This is a genomic window from Rhodococcus rhodnii NBRC 100604, from assembly GCF_001894925.1.
GTDB classification, from domain to species: Bacteria; Actinomycetota; Actinomycetes; order Mycobacteriales; family Mycobacteriaceae; genus Rhodococcus_F; species Rhodococcus_F rhodnii.
The window spans coordinates 23,834-37,333 of sequence record NZ_BCXD01000022.1 but is presented as its reverse complement, the minus strand read 5'-3'; the positions used below and the strand labels follow the sequence as shown (position 1 = coordinate 37,333).

15 protein-coding genes are annotated in these 13,500 nt (G+C 71.0%); 9 read left to right on the top strand and 6 right to left on the bottom strand.

Features of this window, described 5'->3' with window-relative positions:
- Positions 1–485, bottom strand: a 485-nt coding sequence (locus RR1_RS16055; protein ID WP_072713653.1) for a DUF3093 domain-containing protein, incomplete at its 3' end; no start/stop codon positions are given.
- Positions 486–520: 35 nt separating this feature from the next.
- Between RR1_RS16055 and dut the strand changes: the two genes are divergently transcribed.
- Positions 521–1,054, top strand: a complete 534-nt coding sequence (dut, locus tag RR1_RS16050; RefSeq protein WP_051111007.1) for a dUTP diphosphatase — start codon at positions 521–523, stop codon at positions 1,052–1,054.
- Between the two features lie 3 nt (positions 1,055–1,057).
- A complete protein-coding gene (locus RR1_RS16045) occupies positions 1,058–1,945 on the top strand; it encodes a DUF3710 domain-containing protein (protein WP_010836469.1) in 888 nt (295 codons plus the stop codon).
- Between the two features lie 56 nt (positions 1,946–2,001).
- Here RR1_RS16045 and RR1_RS16040 read toward each other — a convergent pair whose 3' ends face one another.
- Positions 2,002–2,697 (bottom strand): alpha/beta fold hydrolase, encoded by a 696-nt coding sequence (locus RR1_RS16040; protein WP_040772099.1) that lies wholly within the window; start codon positions 2,695–2,697, stop codon positions 2,002–2,004.
- A gap of 142 nt (positions 2,698–2,839) precedes the next feature.
- Here RR1_RS16040 and RR1_RS16035 point away from each other — a divergent pair, with 142 nt between their 5' ends.
- Positions 2,840–3,217 carry an OB-fold nucleic acid binding domain-containing protein gene (locus RR1_RS16035; protein WP_040772098.1) on the top strand — a complete coding sequence of 126 codons (378 nt, stop codon included), beginning with the start codon at positions 2,840–2,842 and terminating at the stop codon, positions 3,215–3,217.
- Positions 3,218–3,340: 123 nt separating this feature from the next.
- Positions 3,341–3,964, top strand: coding sequence for a DUF3159 domain-containing protein (locus tag RR1_RS16030; protein ID WP_051111006.1), 624 nt, complete (start codon positions 3,341–3,343; stop codon positions 3,962–3,964).
- On the opposite strand, the gene RR1_RS16025 is transcribed toward RR1_RS16030, so the two are convergent.
- Positions 3,937–4,620: a potassium channel family protein gene (locus RR1_RS16025; RefSeq protein ID WP_040772105.1), complete on the bottom strand. Its 684-nt coding sequence runs from the start codon at positions 4,618–4,620 to the stop codon at positions 3,937–3,939. The genes RR1_RS16030 and RR1_RS16025 overlap by 28 nt on opposite strands.
- 10 nt (positions 4,621–4,630) lie before the next feature.
- On the bottom strand, positions 4,631–5,296 hold the full coding sequence (locus RR1_RS16020) for a potassium channel family protein (protein ID WP_010836464.1): 666 nt from the start codon (positions 5,294–5,296) through the stop codon (positions 4,631–4,633).
- Between the two features lie 162 nt (positions 5,297–5,458).
- On the opposite strand from RR1_RS16020, the gene RR1_RS16015 reads away from it, so the two are divergent.
- The gene (locus RR1_RS16015; RefSeq protein ID WP_040772097.1) at positions 5,459–7,483 is read left to right on the top strand and encodes an APC family permease; all 2,025 of its coding nucleotides are present in this window, start codon (positions 5,459–5,461) and stop codon (positions 7,481–7,483) included.
- Positions 7,480–8,751, top strand: coding sequence for a class I SAM-dependent RNA methyltransferase (locus tag RR1_RS16010; RefSeq protein WP_010836462.1), 1,272 nt, complete (start codon positions 7,480–7,482; stop codon positions 8,749–8,751). Before RR1_RS16015 ends, RR1_RS16010 begins: the two co-directional genes overlap by 4 nt.
- A gap of 15 nt (positions 8,752–8,766) precedes the next feature.
- Here RR1_RS16010 and RR1_RS16005 read toward each other — a convergent pair whose 3' ends face one another.
- Positions 8,767–9,609 (bottom strand): ABC transporter permease, encoded by an 843-nt coding sequence (locus tag RR1_RS16005; protein WP_010836461.1) that lies wholly within the window; start codon positions 9,607–9,609, stop codon positions 8,767–8,769.
- On the bottom strand, positions 9,606–10,610 hold the full coding sequence (locus RR1_RS16000) for a daunorubicin resistance protein DrrA family ABC transporter ATP-binding protein (RefSeq protein WP_010836460.1): 1,005 nt from the start codon (positions 10,608–10,610) through the stop codon (positions 9,606–9,608). The genes RR1_RS16005 and RR1_RS16000 overlap by 4 nt, the downstream gene beginning before the upstream one ends.
- Before the next feature lie 228 nt (positions 10,611–10,838).
- On the opposite strand from RR1_RS16000, the gene RR1_RS15995 reads away from it, so the two are divergent.
- The 3 genes from RR1_RS15995 to RR1_RS15985 all read left to right on the top strand — a co-directional run bounded on the left by RR1_RS15995 (position 10,839) and on the right by RR1_RS15985 (position 13,387).
- Positions 10,839–12,044 carry a sensor histidine kinase gene (locus RR1_RS15995; RefSeq protein ID WP_143153870.1) on the top strand — a complete coding sequence of 402 codons (1,206 nt, stop codon included), beginning with the start codon at positions 10,839–10,841 and terminating at the stop codon, positions 12,042–12,044.
- Positions 12,041–12,655, top strand: coding sequence for a response regulator transcription factor (locus RR1_RS15990; protein ID WP_010836457.1), 615 nt, complete (start codon positions 12,041–12,043; stop codon positions 12,653–12,655). The genes RR1_RS15995 and RR1_RS15990 overlap by 4 nt, the downstream gene beginning before the upstream one ends.
- A 129-nt stretch (positions 12,656–12,784) precedes the next feature.
- A complete protein-coding gene (locus tag RR1_RS15985) occupies positions 12,785–13,387 on the top strand; it encodes a hypothetical protein (protein ID WP_010836456.1) in 603 nt (200 codons plus the stop codon).
- Positions 13,388–13,500: the final 113 nt, after the last annotated feature.

The window sequence follows — 13,500 nt, the reverse complement described above, 5'->3', positions numbered from 1 at the left end:
CGATCGGGGTGACGCGAGCTGAACAGCCAGTAGGGCGTCGGATCCTCGGGGTCGTCGAGGACGACGAGCACCATCGGGCGCACCCAGACCCGGTGCTGGACGTACGCGGCCGGATCGAGCTGGCGTCCGAGTGCGGCGCTCTTCGCGCTCGCGGGGACGACGGCGGCCCGGGAGATCACCGAGGCCGGGAGCGTCGCGTCGCCGACGTGGAGCCATGGCGCGCCGTCGTCGCCGTCGCGGACCTCGACGCGCGAGCGGCCCATCCAGATCAGGACGGCGACCGGAATCGGGAGCAGCAGAACGTACGGCAGCCAGGCGCGGAGACCGGGCGCGCCCATGTGCACCTCGGCCGCGAGCAGACCCGCGATGCCGAGACCGGCGAGCCACCACAGCACCGGCACCCACAGGCGCTCGGAGTAGCGGAGCGGCGACGGTGTCGCGGTCGAGGAAGCGGACCGGTTCGGGCGCGAAGGTGTGTCGGGCACGAATCCAGGATAGGGGGTGGCTGCGAGTAGTCTCGATCCACGTGACGGACCTCCCTGCACCGCCCGCCTCGACGCAGCCCCCGATAGCGCTCACGAGGCTCGATCCCGGCCTTCCGCTCCCGTGCCGAGCCCATCCGGGCGACGCGGGCGTCGACCTGCACGCCACCGTCTCGGTGACGATCGAACCCGGCCGCCGCGTGATGGTGGGCACCGGTGTCGCGGTCGCGCTGCCGTTCGGCACCGTGGGGCTGATCCACCCGCGATCGGGGCTGGCCGCACGCACGGGGTTGTCGATCGTCAACACCCCGGGGACCGTGGATGCGGGATACCGCGGCGAGATCAAGGTGTGCCTGATCAATCTCGATCCGGAGACGCCGATCGTCATCGAGCGGGGCGACCGCATCGCGCAACTCGTCGTGCAGCGGGTCGAGCTCGTCGATTTCGTCGAGGTCGCGGAGCTGGACGAGACGAGCCGCGGCGCCGGCGGATACGGATCGAGCGGCGGGCACGCCGGATTGCACGCGGCCGCGCCGCTGGACGACACTCGAACCGACACCGAAGGAGCGTGACCGATGTTCGGACGCCGAAAGAAGAACGATGCGGCGGAGGCCTCCGCCGCCGGTGACGCCGGCACCGAGGCGCTCTCCGCGGACGACGCGCAGCCGCAGGACGGCGGCCCCTACGACGTCGAGGACATTCCCGAGGACGTCGATCCCGCGGCCGGGCGACTCGATCTCGGGTCGGTGCTCGTGCCGATGCCCGACGGCGCGCAGGTGCAGGTCGAGATGACCCAGGCCGGCGCGCCGCAGGCGGTGCACATCGCCACTCCGCACGGGCGGATCACGGTCGCCGCGTACGCGGCACCCAAGTCGCCGGGGCAGTGGCGCGAGGTCGCGGGCGAGCTCGCGGACTCGCTGCGCGCCGACAAGGCCTCCGTGAGCGTCGAGACGGGCCCGTGGGGCCGTGAGGTCTTCGCCACCACTCAGGGCGGGGATCTGCGCTTCATCGGTGCCGACGGCTATCGCTGGATGGTTCGCGTCGTCGCCGCGGGTCCGGCCGGGGCGAATGCGGCGGACTCGCAGCTCGCGACCCTCGCGCGCGGCGTGCTCCGCGAGACGGTCGTGCGGCGCGGGACGGAACCGCACCCCGTGCGCACGCCGCTTCCCGTCGTGTTGCCCAAGGCGCTCGCCGATCAGCTCGCGACGGCCCATCAGCAGCAGATGGCGGACCAGCAGGCACGCGCGGCACAGCAGCAGCAGACCGCACAGGCGCCCGCAACCGGGCAGGGCGCTCCGCGCCACCTCGCGGGCGGGCAGCAGCCGCAGGGCAGCCCGGTGCCCCAGCAGCAGCCCCCACAGGCCCAGCAGCCGCAGGTGCAGCAGCCCCAGCCGCCTGCGCAGCAGCCTCGTCCGCCGCGGCGCGGGGACTCGGGTTCGGCGATGCAGCAGCTCGGCTACTGAGCAGCTCGGCTACTGAGAAGTTCGGTCGCCCGCGGTACCGCCACCGGCGCCGGGCGTCACCTGCGGCGCGGTGTGATGCGGTCGAGCGCCGCGGCAGCGGCGTATCCCAGGACCGACGGATCGGCGCCGACGTCGTCGAGCGTGACGTACTCGGCCGCCGCGGTCGGAAGCGCCGCGAGCCACCGGCGTGCGACCGCGTAGGGATGCACAGGATCGTCCGTCGCCGCCGCGACGGCGACGGGCACCGTGAGCGCGGCGAGCTCGTCGGCGCCGGGAGCACGCGTGGTGGCGGCCTCGTCGAGCAGGTCCGGCAGTGCGGGCCACTGCGAGCGCCACGACCGCGTGAGCGTCGCGGCGAGCCACGCGGGGCTGGACGCCGCCATCGCCGCGGACACGGCGCCGAGCCCCTCGGTGCGCAGTGCGGCGGCGGTGTGCCGCGCACTGGCCGCGGCGGGAGTGCCGTCCGGGTCCCCGGTCCACGGGGGCAGCGCTGCCAGGACGCCACGCACGTTCTCGGGGTGCTCGCGCGCCCAGTCGAGGGCGACGACGGCGCCGAGCGAGATCCCGCACAGCAGAACGGGTCCGCGGCGCACCGCGTCGCGGATCGCCGTGCGATAAGCGGCGACGACACCACCTCGCCCCGGGTTCGCGCAGACGACCGCGGCCCCGCGCGAGCGCATCGCGGGAGCGAACGCGCGGTACGCGAACAGGGCGTCGGATCCGGTGCCCGGAAGTGCGAGTGCCGTGACCATGCCGCCGATCCTGCCCTGCCCGCCGACGGCGCCGCGCACCGGTGTGGTGGATGCGCCCCAGCAGGATTAGAGTGGCATCAGTCCACACGGACCCGAAGTTCCCCACGTCGTGAGCGACTCGTATGTCGCTTCAGGAGCAGAAATGGCTTCCGCCGCGTCCGGCTATCTCCGCCGGCTCACCCGCCGACTCACCGAGGACGTCCAGGAGCGCGACGCCGAGGAGCTGGCTCTCGAATCGCAGACCTCCGGCGCCACCCACGCGTGCGACTGCCGCCGCGGCGACGAGGTGACGATGCTGGGCAGGCTGCGTAGCGTCGAGGCTCTTCCGAAGAACGGCAATCCCGCCGTCGAGGCCGATTTCTTCGACGGCACGGACGAGGTCCGGCTGGTGTGGATCGGCCGTCGGCGGATCCCGGGTATCGAGACCGGCAAGCGTGTCCTCGTGCGCGGCCGGATCGGCGAGAAGGACGGCCGGAAGGTCATGTTCAATCCCTACTACGAGCTGCGCGACGATTCCTGACTCGCCGCGTATGGCACCCTCGATCACGTGACCGAGACACCCCGAGACCGCTCCGAGGCCCACCGTCGCCCCGACGACCCCGGCACGTCCGGTGAGTCGCGTGAACCCACGCTCCTCGATCAGATGGGCGGCCTCGGCGGTCTGCTGTACTCGTCGCTGCCGATCCTGATCTTCGTTCCCGCCAACGCCGTGTGGAATCTCACCGCGGCGATCTGGGCGGCGCTCGGCCTCGCGACGGCGATCCTGCTGTGGCGCGTCGTCCGGCGCGAGTCCGTCCAGCCCGCGATCTCGGGATTCATCGGCGTCGGGATCTCGGTCTTCATCGCGTGGCGGGTCGGCGACGCGAAGGGGTACTTCCTCTTCGGCATCTACACGTCGCTGCTTTACGCCGGAGCGTTCGTCGTGTCGATCCTCGTGCGGTGGCCGCTCGTCGGCGTCGTGTGGGGTTATCTCAACGGCAGCAGGAATCTGTGGCGATCGAACAAGCGCGCCGTCCGCGCGTACGACATCGCGACCGCCGCATGGGCGGTGGTGTTCGGTGCCCGCTATGTCGTCCAGTCGCAGCTGTACGACGCCGACAGCACCGGATGGCTCGCGGTCGCGCGAATCGGGATGGGGTGGCCGCTCACGGGCATCGTGCTGCTCGTGACGGTGTGGGCGGTGCGCCGCGCCGACCGTGCCGTCGAACCGCCACCCGCGGACACTCCCGCGCGGCGCGATCAGTCGGTGCCGGGCTCCGGCGGGTGACCGAGCCGCACGACGGCACGCAACTCGTCCTCGACCTCGGCGCTGGCGACGAAGAGTAGTTCGTCACCGCCCTCGAACGGGTCGTCGGGTTCGGGGACGATCACGCGTCCGCCGCGCAGGATCGTGACGAGCGCGGTGTCGCGGGGAAGCCGCAGACGCCGCACGGGCTTGCCCGCGAGGGGCGTGGTGTCCGGCAGCGTGATCTCGACGAGATTCGCGTCGCCCTGCCGGAAGGTCATGAGCCGGACGAGGTCGCCGACCGACACCGCTTCCTCGACGAGCGAGGCGAGCATGCGGGGAGTGGAGACGGCGACGTCGACGCCCCACGCGTCGTCGAAGAGCCATTCGTTGCGGGGATCGTTGACACGGGCGACGACGCGCCCCAACCCGAACTCGGTCTTGCCGAGCAGGCTCAGGACGAGGTTCGCCTTGTCGTCGCCGGTCGCCGCGATGACGACGTCGTACGACTCGAGACGGGCCGATTCGAGCAGGCTCAACTCGCACGCGTCGCCGTGGATCCATGTCGCCTGGGGGATGGCGGCGGGTTCGACGTGGTCGAGTTTGCGCTCGATGAGCATGACCTCGTGATCGCCGCGGACGAGTTCGCGTGCGATCGAGCGTCCGACGGCTCCGGCTCCGGCGATCGCGACCTTCATCTGCGGCACCTCACTGATCCTCGGGCGGGGGAGCGGCGGCGAGCGCGACGGCCTCGGCGACCGTCCCGGACACGGCGGCGACGTACACCTGATCGTCCGCCTGGACGACGGTCCTGGGACCGGGCAGGATGCCCTCGCCGAACCGGATCACGAACGCGACGCGGGCGCCGGTCGTGCGTTCGAGTTCGGTGAGCGGCCGGCCGACCCAGCCCTCGTGGAGCGCGAGTGCCGTGACGGCGACGGTCCCGGACGGATCGCGCCACTTCGCGAGCTCGGAGTCCTGCGTCAGGCTGCCGAGGAAGCGGTCGGTCGACCACGGGACGGTGGCGACGGTGGGGATGCCGAGGCGCTCGTAGACGGCGGCGCGCTTGGCGTCGTAGATGCGGGCTACGACGCGCTGGACGCCGAACGTCTCGCGTGCGACACGGGCCGAGATGATGTTGGAGTTGTCGCCCGAGGAGATCGCGGCGAACGCGTCGGCCCGCTCGATCCCGGCCTCGACGAGGATGTCGCGATCGAACCCCATTCCGACGACGGTCCGGCCACCGAACGCGGGGTCGAGTCGCCGGAACGCCTCGGGGTCACGATCGATGATCGCGACCTCGTGGTCGAGGCGGGAGAGTGCGTCCGCGAGCGAGGCGCCCACCCGGCCGCACCCCATGATCACGACGTACACGTTGCTGTCCTCCGGTGGGGGTTCGAGAGCACGGGAGGTGAACCTACCCCGATCGTGCGCGCGGTTCGACGCTGGAGGGGCCGTGATCTGCGCAATCGTTGCGATTCGGACACGTGCTCTCCTGCCGACCACGCGGGGTCGGGTCGGGCTTACGCTTTGCCGGTGCCAAAGGTTTCGACCGCCGTGAAGCGGCTTCTGCTCGGCCGCCCCTTCCGGAGCGACACGCTCGGGCACACGCTGCTTCCCAAACGCATCGCGCTCCCGGTGTTCGCGTCCGATGCGATGTCCTCCGTCGCGTACGCGCCCGAGGAGATCTTCCTCGTGCTCTCGATCGCGGGAATCTCGGCGTACGCGTACTCGCCCTGGGTGGGACTCGCCGTCGCGGCGGTCATGTTCGTCGTCGTCGCGAGCTACCGGCAGAACGTCCACGCGTACCCGTCGGGCGGCGGCGACTACGAGGTGGCGACGGTCAACCTGGGGCCGAACGCGGGCCTGACGGTCGGCAGTGCGCTGCTCGTCGACTACGTTCTCACCGTCGCCGTCTCGATCTCCGCGGCGGCCTCCAACATCGGCTCGGCGATCCCGTTTGTCGCCGAGCACAAGGTGTTGTTCGCGGTGGCGGCGATCGCGCTGCTCACCGCCGTCAACCTGCGCGGTATCCGCGAGTCGGGGACGGCCTTCGCGATCCCGACGTACGCGTTCATCGGCGGCATGCTGATCATGCTCGGCTGGGGGCTGACGCGCACCTACGTCTTCGGGGAGGACCTGCGCGCGCCGTCGTCGGAGTTCCAGCTCGTCGCGGAGGACTCGCATCTGTACGGCATCGCGTTCGCCTTCCTCATCGCGCGGGCGTTCTCGTCGGGGTGTGCCGCGCTGACCGGTGTCGAGGCGATCAGCAACGGGGTGCCGGCGTTCCGGAAGCCCAAGTCGCGCAATGCCGCGACGACGCTGCTCATGCTCGGTGCGCTCGCGATCGTCTTCCTCATGGGCATCATCGTGCTCGCGCAGAAGATCGGCATCGTGTACGCGCACGATCCCGCCGCGCAACTCGTCGGCGCCCCCGAGAACTACCAGCAGAAGACGCTCATCACGCAGATCGCCGAGACCGTCTTCGCGGGCTTCTCGCCCGGGTTCTACTTCATCGCGGGCGTCACGGCCCTGATCCTCGTGCTCGCGGCCAACACGGCGTTCAACGGTTTCCCGGTGCTGGGATCGGTTCTCGCGCAGGACCGCTACCTGCCCCGTCAGCTGCACACGCGCGGCGACCGGCTCGCGTTCAGCAACGGCATCCTGTCGCTCTCGCTCGCGGCGATGGCGTTCGTCGTCGCGTTCGGTGCCGAGGTGACGGCCCTCATCCAGCTCTACATCGTCGGCGTGTTCGTGTCGTTCGTGCTGAGCCAGACGGGCATGATCCGCCACTGGACGCGCGCGCTCGGCGACGAGCGCGACCCCACCGCACGCCGCCGGATGCACCGTTCGCGGCTGATCAACGCGACCGGGCTCGCGATGACGGCGACCGTCCTCGTGATCGTTCTGCTCACCAAGTTCGCCGCGGGCGCGTGGATCGCCATCGTCGCGATGGTGTCGGTGTTCGTCGTCATGAAGCTCATTCGCCGGCACTACGACAACGTCGCCCGCGAACTCGAGAACCAGGAGTGGGACGGCGTGCTGCCGAGCCGCACGCACTCGATCGTCCTCGTCTCGAAGCTGCACATGCCGACGCTGCGCGCGCTCGCGTACGCGCGGGCGACGCGGCCGGACACGCTCGAGGCGATCACGGTCAACGTCGACGACGCCGACACCCGCGCGCTCGTGCGGCAGTGGGAGGAGAGCGACGTCCGGGTTCCGCTCAAGGTCGTCGAGTCGCCGTACCGCGAGATCACCCGGCCGGTGCTCGACTACGTCAAGCGTGTGCGACGGAACTCGCCCCGCGACGTCGTGACGGTGTTCATTCCCGAGTACGTCGTCGGGCACTGGTGGGAGCAGTTGCTGCACAATCAGAGTGCGCTGCGGCTCAAGAGCCGGCTGCTGTTCCAGCCCGGCGTCATGGTCACGAGCGTGCCGTGGCAGCTGCAGTCGTCGCGGGAGTCGAAACCGCTCGATCCCCGCAGCACCCCCGGCGCCAGTCGCCGGGGCTTCGATCCATCCGGCACGGGCCGGAACCGACCCGACGAGGAGCGTCGATGACCGGCAGTTCGTGGCTCGGCGCCGAGTTCGAGACGACCCTCGGCGGTCCCGGCCACGGCGGCTTCGTCGTCGGGCGGCACGAGGGCCGGGTCGTGTTCGTGCGCCACGGCCTGCCCGGCGAACGTGTGCGTGTGCGCGTGCACGAGGACCGCGGCGGTTCGTTCTGCCGAGCGGAGGTGACCGAGATCCTCGATGCGTCGCCGGATCGGATCGATCCGCTGTGCCCGATCTCGGGCCCGGGAGGCGCGGGCTGCTGCGACTTCTCGTATGCCACACCGGAACTCCAGCGCAGCATGAAGAGCCGGGTCGTGTCGGATCTGCTGTCGCGAATCGCGCGCGACGATCGCGAGATCGGCGTCGAGGAGATGCCCGGTGGCCTGGGAACGACGGGATGGCGCCGCCGGGTGCGGCTCGGCGTCGACGAGCAGGGGCGGGCGGGTCACCGCCGGTATCGCAGCAACGAGATCGTCGCCGACCTGCGCTGCCCGCAGATGCTCGCGAGCGCGTACGAGGGGATCGGCGAGCGGCAGTGGCGCCCGGGTGCCGAGATCGCGATCGCGCTCGACTCCGACGACGCTCGTCACGTCGTGGAGATCGCCCCGCCGCGGCTGAGCCGCACCGCGCGGTTCGATCGGGGCCGGCGAGGCGCCGCCGCCCGGCGCGCCGCGGAGAGCCGGCCCCGTGACGAGAGGGTCGTGCTGGGCAGTGGCGAGGCGGTCGAACGCGTCGGGTCGCGTGAATGGACGCTCGCGCCGACGGGCTTCTGGCAGGCGCACCGCACGGCACCGCAGACCTACTCGCAGCTCGTGGCGGAATGGGCGGCCCCGACGCCCGGCGACATCGTGTGGGATCTGTACGGCGGCGTCGGGGTGTTCGCCGCCGCCGTCGCGCCGCAGGTGGGGGAGGTCGGGCGGGTCGACTCGGTGGAGTCGTCGCCCGAGGCGCACCGCCTCGGAGTCCTGGCGCTCGCGGATCTCGCACAGATCCGGCTGCACCCCGGACGTGTCGAAGGCGCGTTCGCCGCGCTCACCCCGGAGCCGACCGCCGTGATCCTCGATCCGCCCCGCTCCGGTGCGGGGAAGGCCGTCGTGGCCGCGGTCGCGGACGCCGCACCCGAGCGAATCGTGCACATCGGGTGCGACCCCGCGTCGTTCGCCCGCGATCTCGCGCTGTACACGGAGCACGGGTACCGCGCCGAACACATCCGGGCGTTCGACGCGTTCCCGCTCACGCACCACGTCGAATGCGTGGCACTGCTGGTGCGGTGAGCCCTGCCGGGCCGGTCAGTGCTTGCGGTTGTACAGGCGCATCGTGAGCGGTCCGAAGAGCACGACGAAGCCCGCGCACCACAGCAGCACGACGGAGAGCTGGCCGCCGTCGAACTCGCCTGCGCAGAACGCGCGGATCGTGGTGACCAGTGCGCTGATCGGGTTGACGTCGACGAATGCGCGCAGCCAGCTCGGCATCGTCGCCGGATCGACGAAGATGTTGCTCGCGAAGGTCAGCGGGAACAGGATGAACATCGACGCGCCCATGACCGCCTGCTCGGTGCGCATGAGCATCGCGAACATCGTCCACACCCACGACAGGCTGAACGAGAACAGCAGCAGCAGGGCGATCGACGCGAGAACGGCGATCGGGCCGCCCTCGGGCCGGAACCCGAGCACGAGGCCGAGGATCATGACGATGATCGACGCGATCGTGTAGCGAACGATGTCGCCGAAGAGGGCTCCCACCAGCGGTGACGGCCGCCAGATCGGCAACGACCGGAAGCGGTCGAAGACGCCCTTCTCGATGTCCTTGTTCAGCGTCAGGCCCGTGTACATCGTGATCATGACGACGGTCTGGACCAGGATCCCCGGGATGAGGAACTGGACGTAGGCCTCGGTCGATCCCGCGAGCGCACCGCCGAACAGGAACGTGAACATCAGCGTGAACATGATCGGGAACATCGTCACGTCGAACAGTTGCTCGGGGACGTGCTTGATCTTCAGCAGCGCGCGGTGACCGAACGCCATCGACGTCGAGAGCGCGGACGGGCGCGCGGGACGCGGTTCGGGCATGCGCAGGACGTCCGCGACCGCGGATACCGATGCGTCCCGGGTGGGGGCGGGGGTCGTCGTCATGCCGTCTTCTCCTCGAGACTCGTGCTGTGCTGGTCGGTGGTGCTGGGCGCGGAGTCCTCGGTGGGATGCCCCGTCAGCGCGAGGAACACCTCGTCGAGGCTCGGCTGGCCGAGGGCGAAGGTGCCCACCGCGATGCCTGCGTCGTCGAGCGCGGTGAGGGTCGAGGCGATGCGCGGCGCGTCGTCCGAGCGCACGGTGAACGCGAACGGATCGGCCTCGCGCACGACCTCGGCCCCGAGTTCCCGCGTCGCGATCGTGATCGCGTTCTCGCGATGTGCGGCGTCGCGCACGCGTACGTGGAGGGCGCCCGAGCCGACGGACGCCTTGAGTTCGCCCGCGGTGCCCTCGGCGATGACGCGGCCCTGGTCGATGACCGCGATGCGATCGGCCAGCTGATCGGCCTCGTCGAGGTACTGCGTGGTGAGCAGCACCGTCGTTCCGCCGGCGACGAGCGCGCGCACGATGTCCCACACCTGGTTGCGGCTGCGGGGATCGAGTCCGGTCGTGGGCTCGTCGAGGAAGATCAGCTCGGGGGTCACGATGATCGACGCGGCGATGTCGAGCCGGCGGCGCATGCCGCCCGAATAGTTCTTGACCTGGCGGTTCGCCGCATCCTCGAGCCCGAACGCCGACAGCAGCGCGTCCGTCCGGCTGCGTGCCGACCGGCGCGAGTACCCGTACAACCTGCCGAGCAGGTTGAGGTTCTCCACTCCGGTGAGGTCTTCGTCGAGCGAGGCGAACTGGCCCGTCAGCGCGACGCGGCTCCTGACTGCCTCGGGATCGCTCGCGACGTCGTGGCCGAGGACGCGCGCGGTACCGCCGTCGATGGGCAGCAATGTCGCGAGCATCCGGATCGACGTGGTCTTTCCCGCGCCGTTGGGACCGAGCACGCCGTACACGCCTCCCATCGGAACGGACATGTCGAGTCCGTCGACAGCGAGCGTGTCGCCGAAGCGTTTGACGAGGCCGTGGGTCTCGATGGCGAGGCCGTCGGCGTGCATGGGGTATCCCTTCGTCGGGCGGGCGGCGGGTGAGAGAAACCGGCGCCGTGCAGGTGCGGGCGTCCGTGTGCTCTCAGCCTTGCCGACCGCGGTGGAGCCGGGCAAGTCGTTTTTCTGCCGGACGGGGTGGATTTCCCGCCACGAGAGGTGGAGACCGATGCCACGGCGACAACTCATCGCTGCGTGTCGGTGAATGCGGAATCACCGCGCACGAGGTAGCCCTCGGCCATGATGACGGCAGTTCTCCTGGTGGTGGAGAGGAGCGTTGTGGGCGAGCGAAGGACGGGGCGAGACGCTCCCGGCACGGGCGTCCGGCCCGAGCACGTCGTCTGGGTCTTTCTCGTCGTGGTGGTCGGGTCGGTGTTCGTCGCTGTGCTGCCGGGACTCGCGTGGCGAGGTGGTGCGGCGGGTCTCGCGCTCGGTGCGGTGCTCGCCCCGGTCGCGGCCGCGCTGGCAGTGGTGCTGTGGCTCGCCACCGCTCCGTCGGCCGGACGGCGTACGGAGTGGTGGGCGCTCGGTGCCCTGCTGGCCGCGACGGCGGCGGCGTGGGCTCCGGTGTCGCTCGCCGCGGTCGACGACCGTCACCCGTGGGCCTGGCTCGCCGGTGCGGCGGCAGCGGCGTGTGCGCTGGTGCATCGGGTCGCCGGCCTGGTCGCGGCGGGCGTACTCGCCGCCGCGGCGGCGCTCGGCGCGGTCGTGTTCGGTGGCGGCACTCTCGCGGCGGTCGTCGTGACGCTCGGGTGTGCGCTCGGAGTGTGGCTGACGGGTGAGATCGCGGTGTGGCTCTTGCGGTTGCTGGCGGCGGCACACGCGGGTGGCGACGCCCGCGCGGAACTCGCGGTCGCCCGCGAACGGCTTCGGGTCGCTCGCGAACTCCACGACGTCCTCGGGCATCGGCTCGGCGTCATCGCGCTCGAAGCGGAACTCGCGGAGGCCCTGGTGCGGACGGATCCGGCGCGCGCGGAGCAGGCCGGATCGACGATCCGGGAGATGGCGGCGTCGACGCTCGCCGAAGCACGGCGGGCCGTCTACCAGGACACCGCGGGAGACCTGCGAGACCGGATCGACGCGGCGCGCGCCGTCCTGGCCTCGGCGGGGACGGGCGTCACCGTCGTCGCCGAACCCGCCCTGCTCGACCGGATGCCGCAGCGAGTGTCGGCACTGCTCGCTGCGGTGCTGCGGGAAGCGGTGACGAACGTGGTCCGGCACAGCGACGCTCGCCACGTCACGATCCGAGTGGGCGGCGGTGCCGACGCCCCGAGCCTCACGGTCGCCGACGACGGCGGGCAGGTCGATGCCGAGCACTCCGGAGGAACGGGGCTCGGAGCACTCGCCGCCCGGTGCGCCGAGGTGGGGATGCACCTGGCCGCCGGGCGTGCCACCAGCGGCGGCTTCGAGGTTCATGTGTCGCCCGCTCGGAAGGAGGAGGAATGACAGGGCAGATCAGGATTCTCCTCGCCGACGACGACGCGATGATCCGCGACGCCCTGACGGGATTGCTCGAACGCAGCGACGATCTCGTCGTCGTCGCGACCGCGGGAAACGGCCACGATGCGATCGACGCGGCACTCGCGCACCGGCCCGACGTCGCGGTCGTGGATCTCCAGATGCCGTCGCTCGACGGGCTCGGTGTGATCGCCGAACTCGCCCGTGTGCTGCCGTCATGTGCCGGGGTGATCCTCACCGGTCACGGTCGTCCGCACGTGCTGCGGCCCGCGCTCGAATCGGGTGCGCGAGGGTTCCTCGCCAAGGGTGCGCCCAGCAGCGCGCTCGCGGAGGTCGTGCGGCGAGTGCATGCGGGCGAGCGTTACGTCGACCCGGTCCTCGCGGCAGAGGCACTCACCGCCCCGGAGACACCGTTGACGCCGCGCGAGACGGATGTGCTGCGCGCGGCCGCGCGGACGACATCGATCCGGGAGATCGCGCGGACGCTCGGACTGTCGCAGGGGACCGTCCGCAATCATCTCGGCACGGCTGCACGCAAGCTCGAGGCCGACGGCCGCTCGGACGCGGTGCGCGTGGCCCGCGAGAACGGCTGGCTGTAGCCGGGGGACCCGGCAGTGGAGATCCCGGAAGGCTCGCGCGATCCGCACGGGTCGGCCGTGACAGGTGCACGACCGGTCACGGCAGATGCACGGGGTCGACGAGCGGCGGCGGACTCGAGACTCGAAGTCATGACATCCACGACTTCCCGCACGGCAACGCCCGCACGCCACCATGCCGGGCACCCCGTCCTCTGGTACCTCCTCGCACGGTGGCCCTCACTCGTCGCCCTCGTCGTTCTCCTCGTGAAATCGCCTGGCGAGCCCGATCCGCACGTCACGTCGATGATCATCGTGACCGCGGCGATGTGTTATCTCGCCGCCGCGTCGGTGGGCTCCCCGCGTAGTGGCTGGCCGATGGTCGCCCTCGCGTCGGTCGCGGTCGTCGCCGCAGGTGTCGCGGGACTCGATCCCACCCTCGTGCTGATCGTCGCGGCCGCCGGATTCACGGTGGTGGGGCTGCTGCGCCGATCACGGATCGACGTACGCGAGTTCGTCCTGCAGGCAGCGGCCTTCGCCGGCTTCACGTGCCTCGCGCTGGCGGCGATGTTCGCCGCTCCGCTCGTGTCGGTGTACCTCGCTGCGGCTGCGGCGATCGGGCACGCGGTGTGGGACGCGATCTACTGGATCCGAGGCCGGGTCGTTCCGCGTTCGCTCACCGAGTTCTGTTTCGTCCTCGACCTGGGCCTGGGGGTTCTGCTCCTCCTCGCCGCGTGGCACGTCCTTCCGTTCTGATCGTCGGCGGCGATCTCGGCGCCCACCCCGCGGTCGACGCGCTCACCTCGGAGTGGTCGCCGTGATGTGTCGCACTCGCCGGTTGCTCGTAGACTGTGGGGAACTGCCGAGGC

Excerpts from the sequence above, each read along its gene's own strand:
- RR1_RS16045 (WP_010836469.1), top strand. The coding sequence starts at position 1,058 with ATGTTCGGACGCCGAAAGAAGAACGATGCGGCGGAGGCCTCCGCCGCC.
- RR1_RS16040 (WP_040772099.1), bottom strand. The coding sequence starts at position 2,697 with ATGGTCACGGCACTCGCACTTCCGGGCACCGGATCCGACGCCCTGTTC.
- RR1_RS16035 (WP_040772098.1), top strand. The coding sequence starts at position 2,840 with ATGGCTTCCGCCGCGTCCGGCTATCTCCGCCGGCTCACCCGCCGACTC.
- RR1_RS16030 (WP_051111006.1), top strand. The coding sequence starts at position 3,341 with ATGGGCGGCCTCGGCGGTCTGCTGTACTCGTCGCTGCCGATCCTGATC.
- RR1_RS16025 (WP_040772105.1), bottom strand. The coding sequence starts at position 4,620 with ATGAAGGTCGCGATCGCCGGAGCCGGAGCCGTCGGACGCTCGATCGCA.
- RR1_RS16010 (WP_010836462.1), top strand. The coding sequence starts at position 7,480 with ATGACCGGCAGTTCGTGGCTCGGCGCCGAGTTCGAGACGACCCTCGGC.
- RR1_RS16005 (WP_010836461.1), bottom strand. The coding sequence starts at position 9,609 with ATGACGACGACCCCCGCCCCCACCCGGGACGCATCGGTATCCGCGGTC.
- RR1_RS16000 (WP_010836460.1), bottom strand. The coding sequence starts at position 10,610 with ATGCACGCCGACGGCCTCGCCATCGAGACCCACGGCCTCGTCAAACGC.
- RR1_RS15995 (WP_143153870.1), top strand. The coding sequence starts at position 10,839 with ATGATGACGGCAGTTCTCCTGGTGGTGGAGAGGAGCGTTGTGGGCGAG.
- RR1_RS15990 (WP_010836457.1), top strand. The coding sequence starts at position 12,041 with ATGACAGGGCAGATCAGGATTCTCCTCGCCGACGACGACGCGATGATC.
- RR1_RS15985 (WP_010836456.1), top strand. The coding sequence starts at position 12,785 with ATGACATCCACGACTTCCCGCACGGCAACGCCCGCACGCCACCATGCC.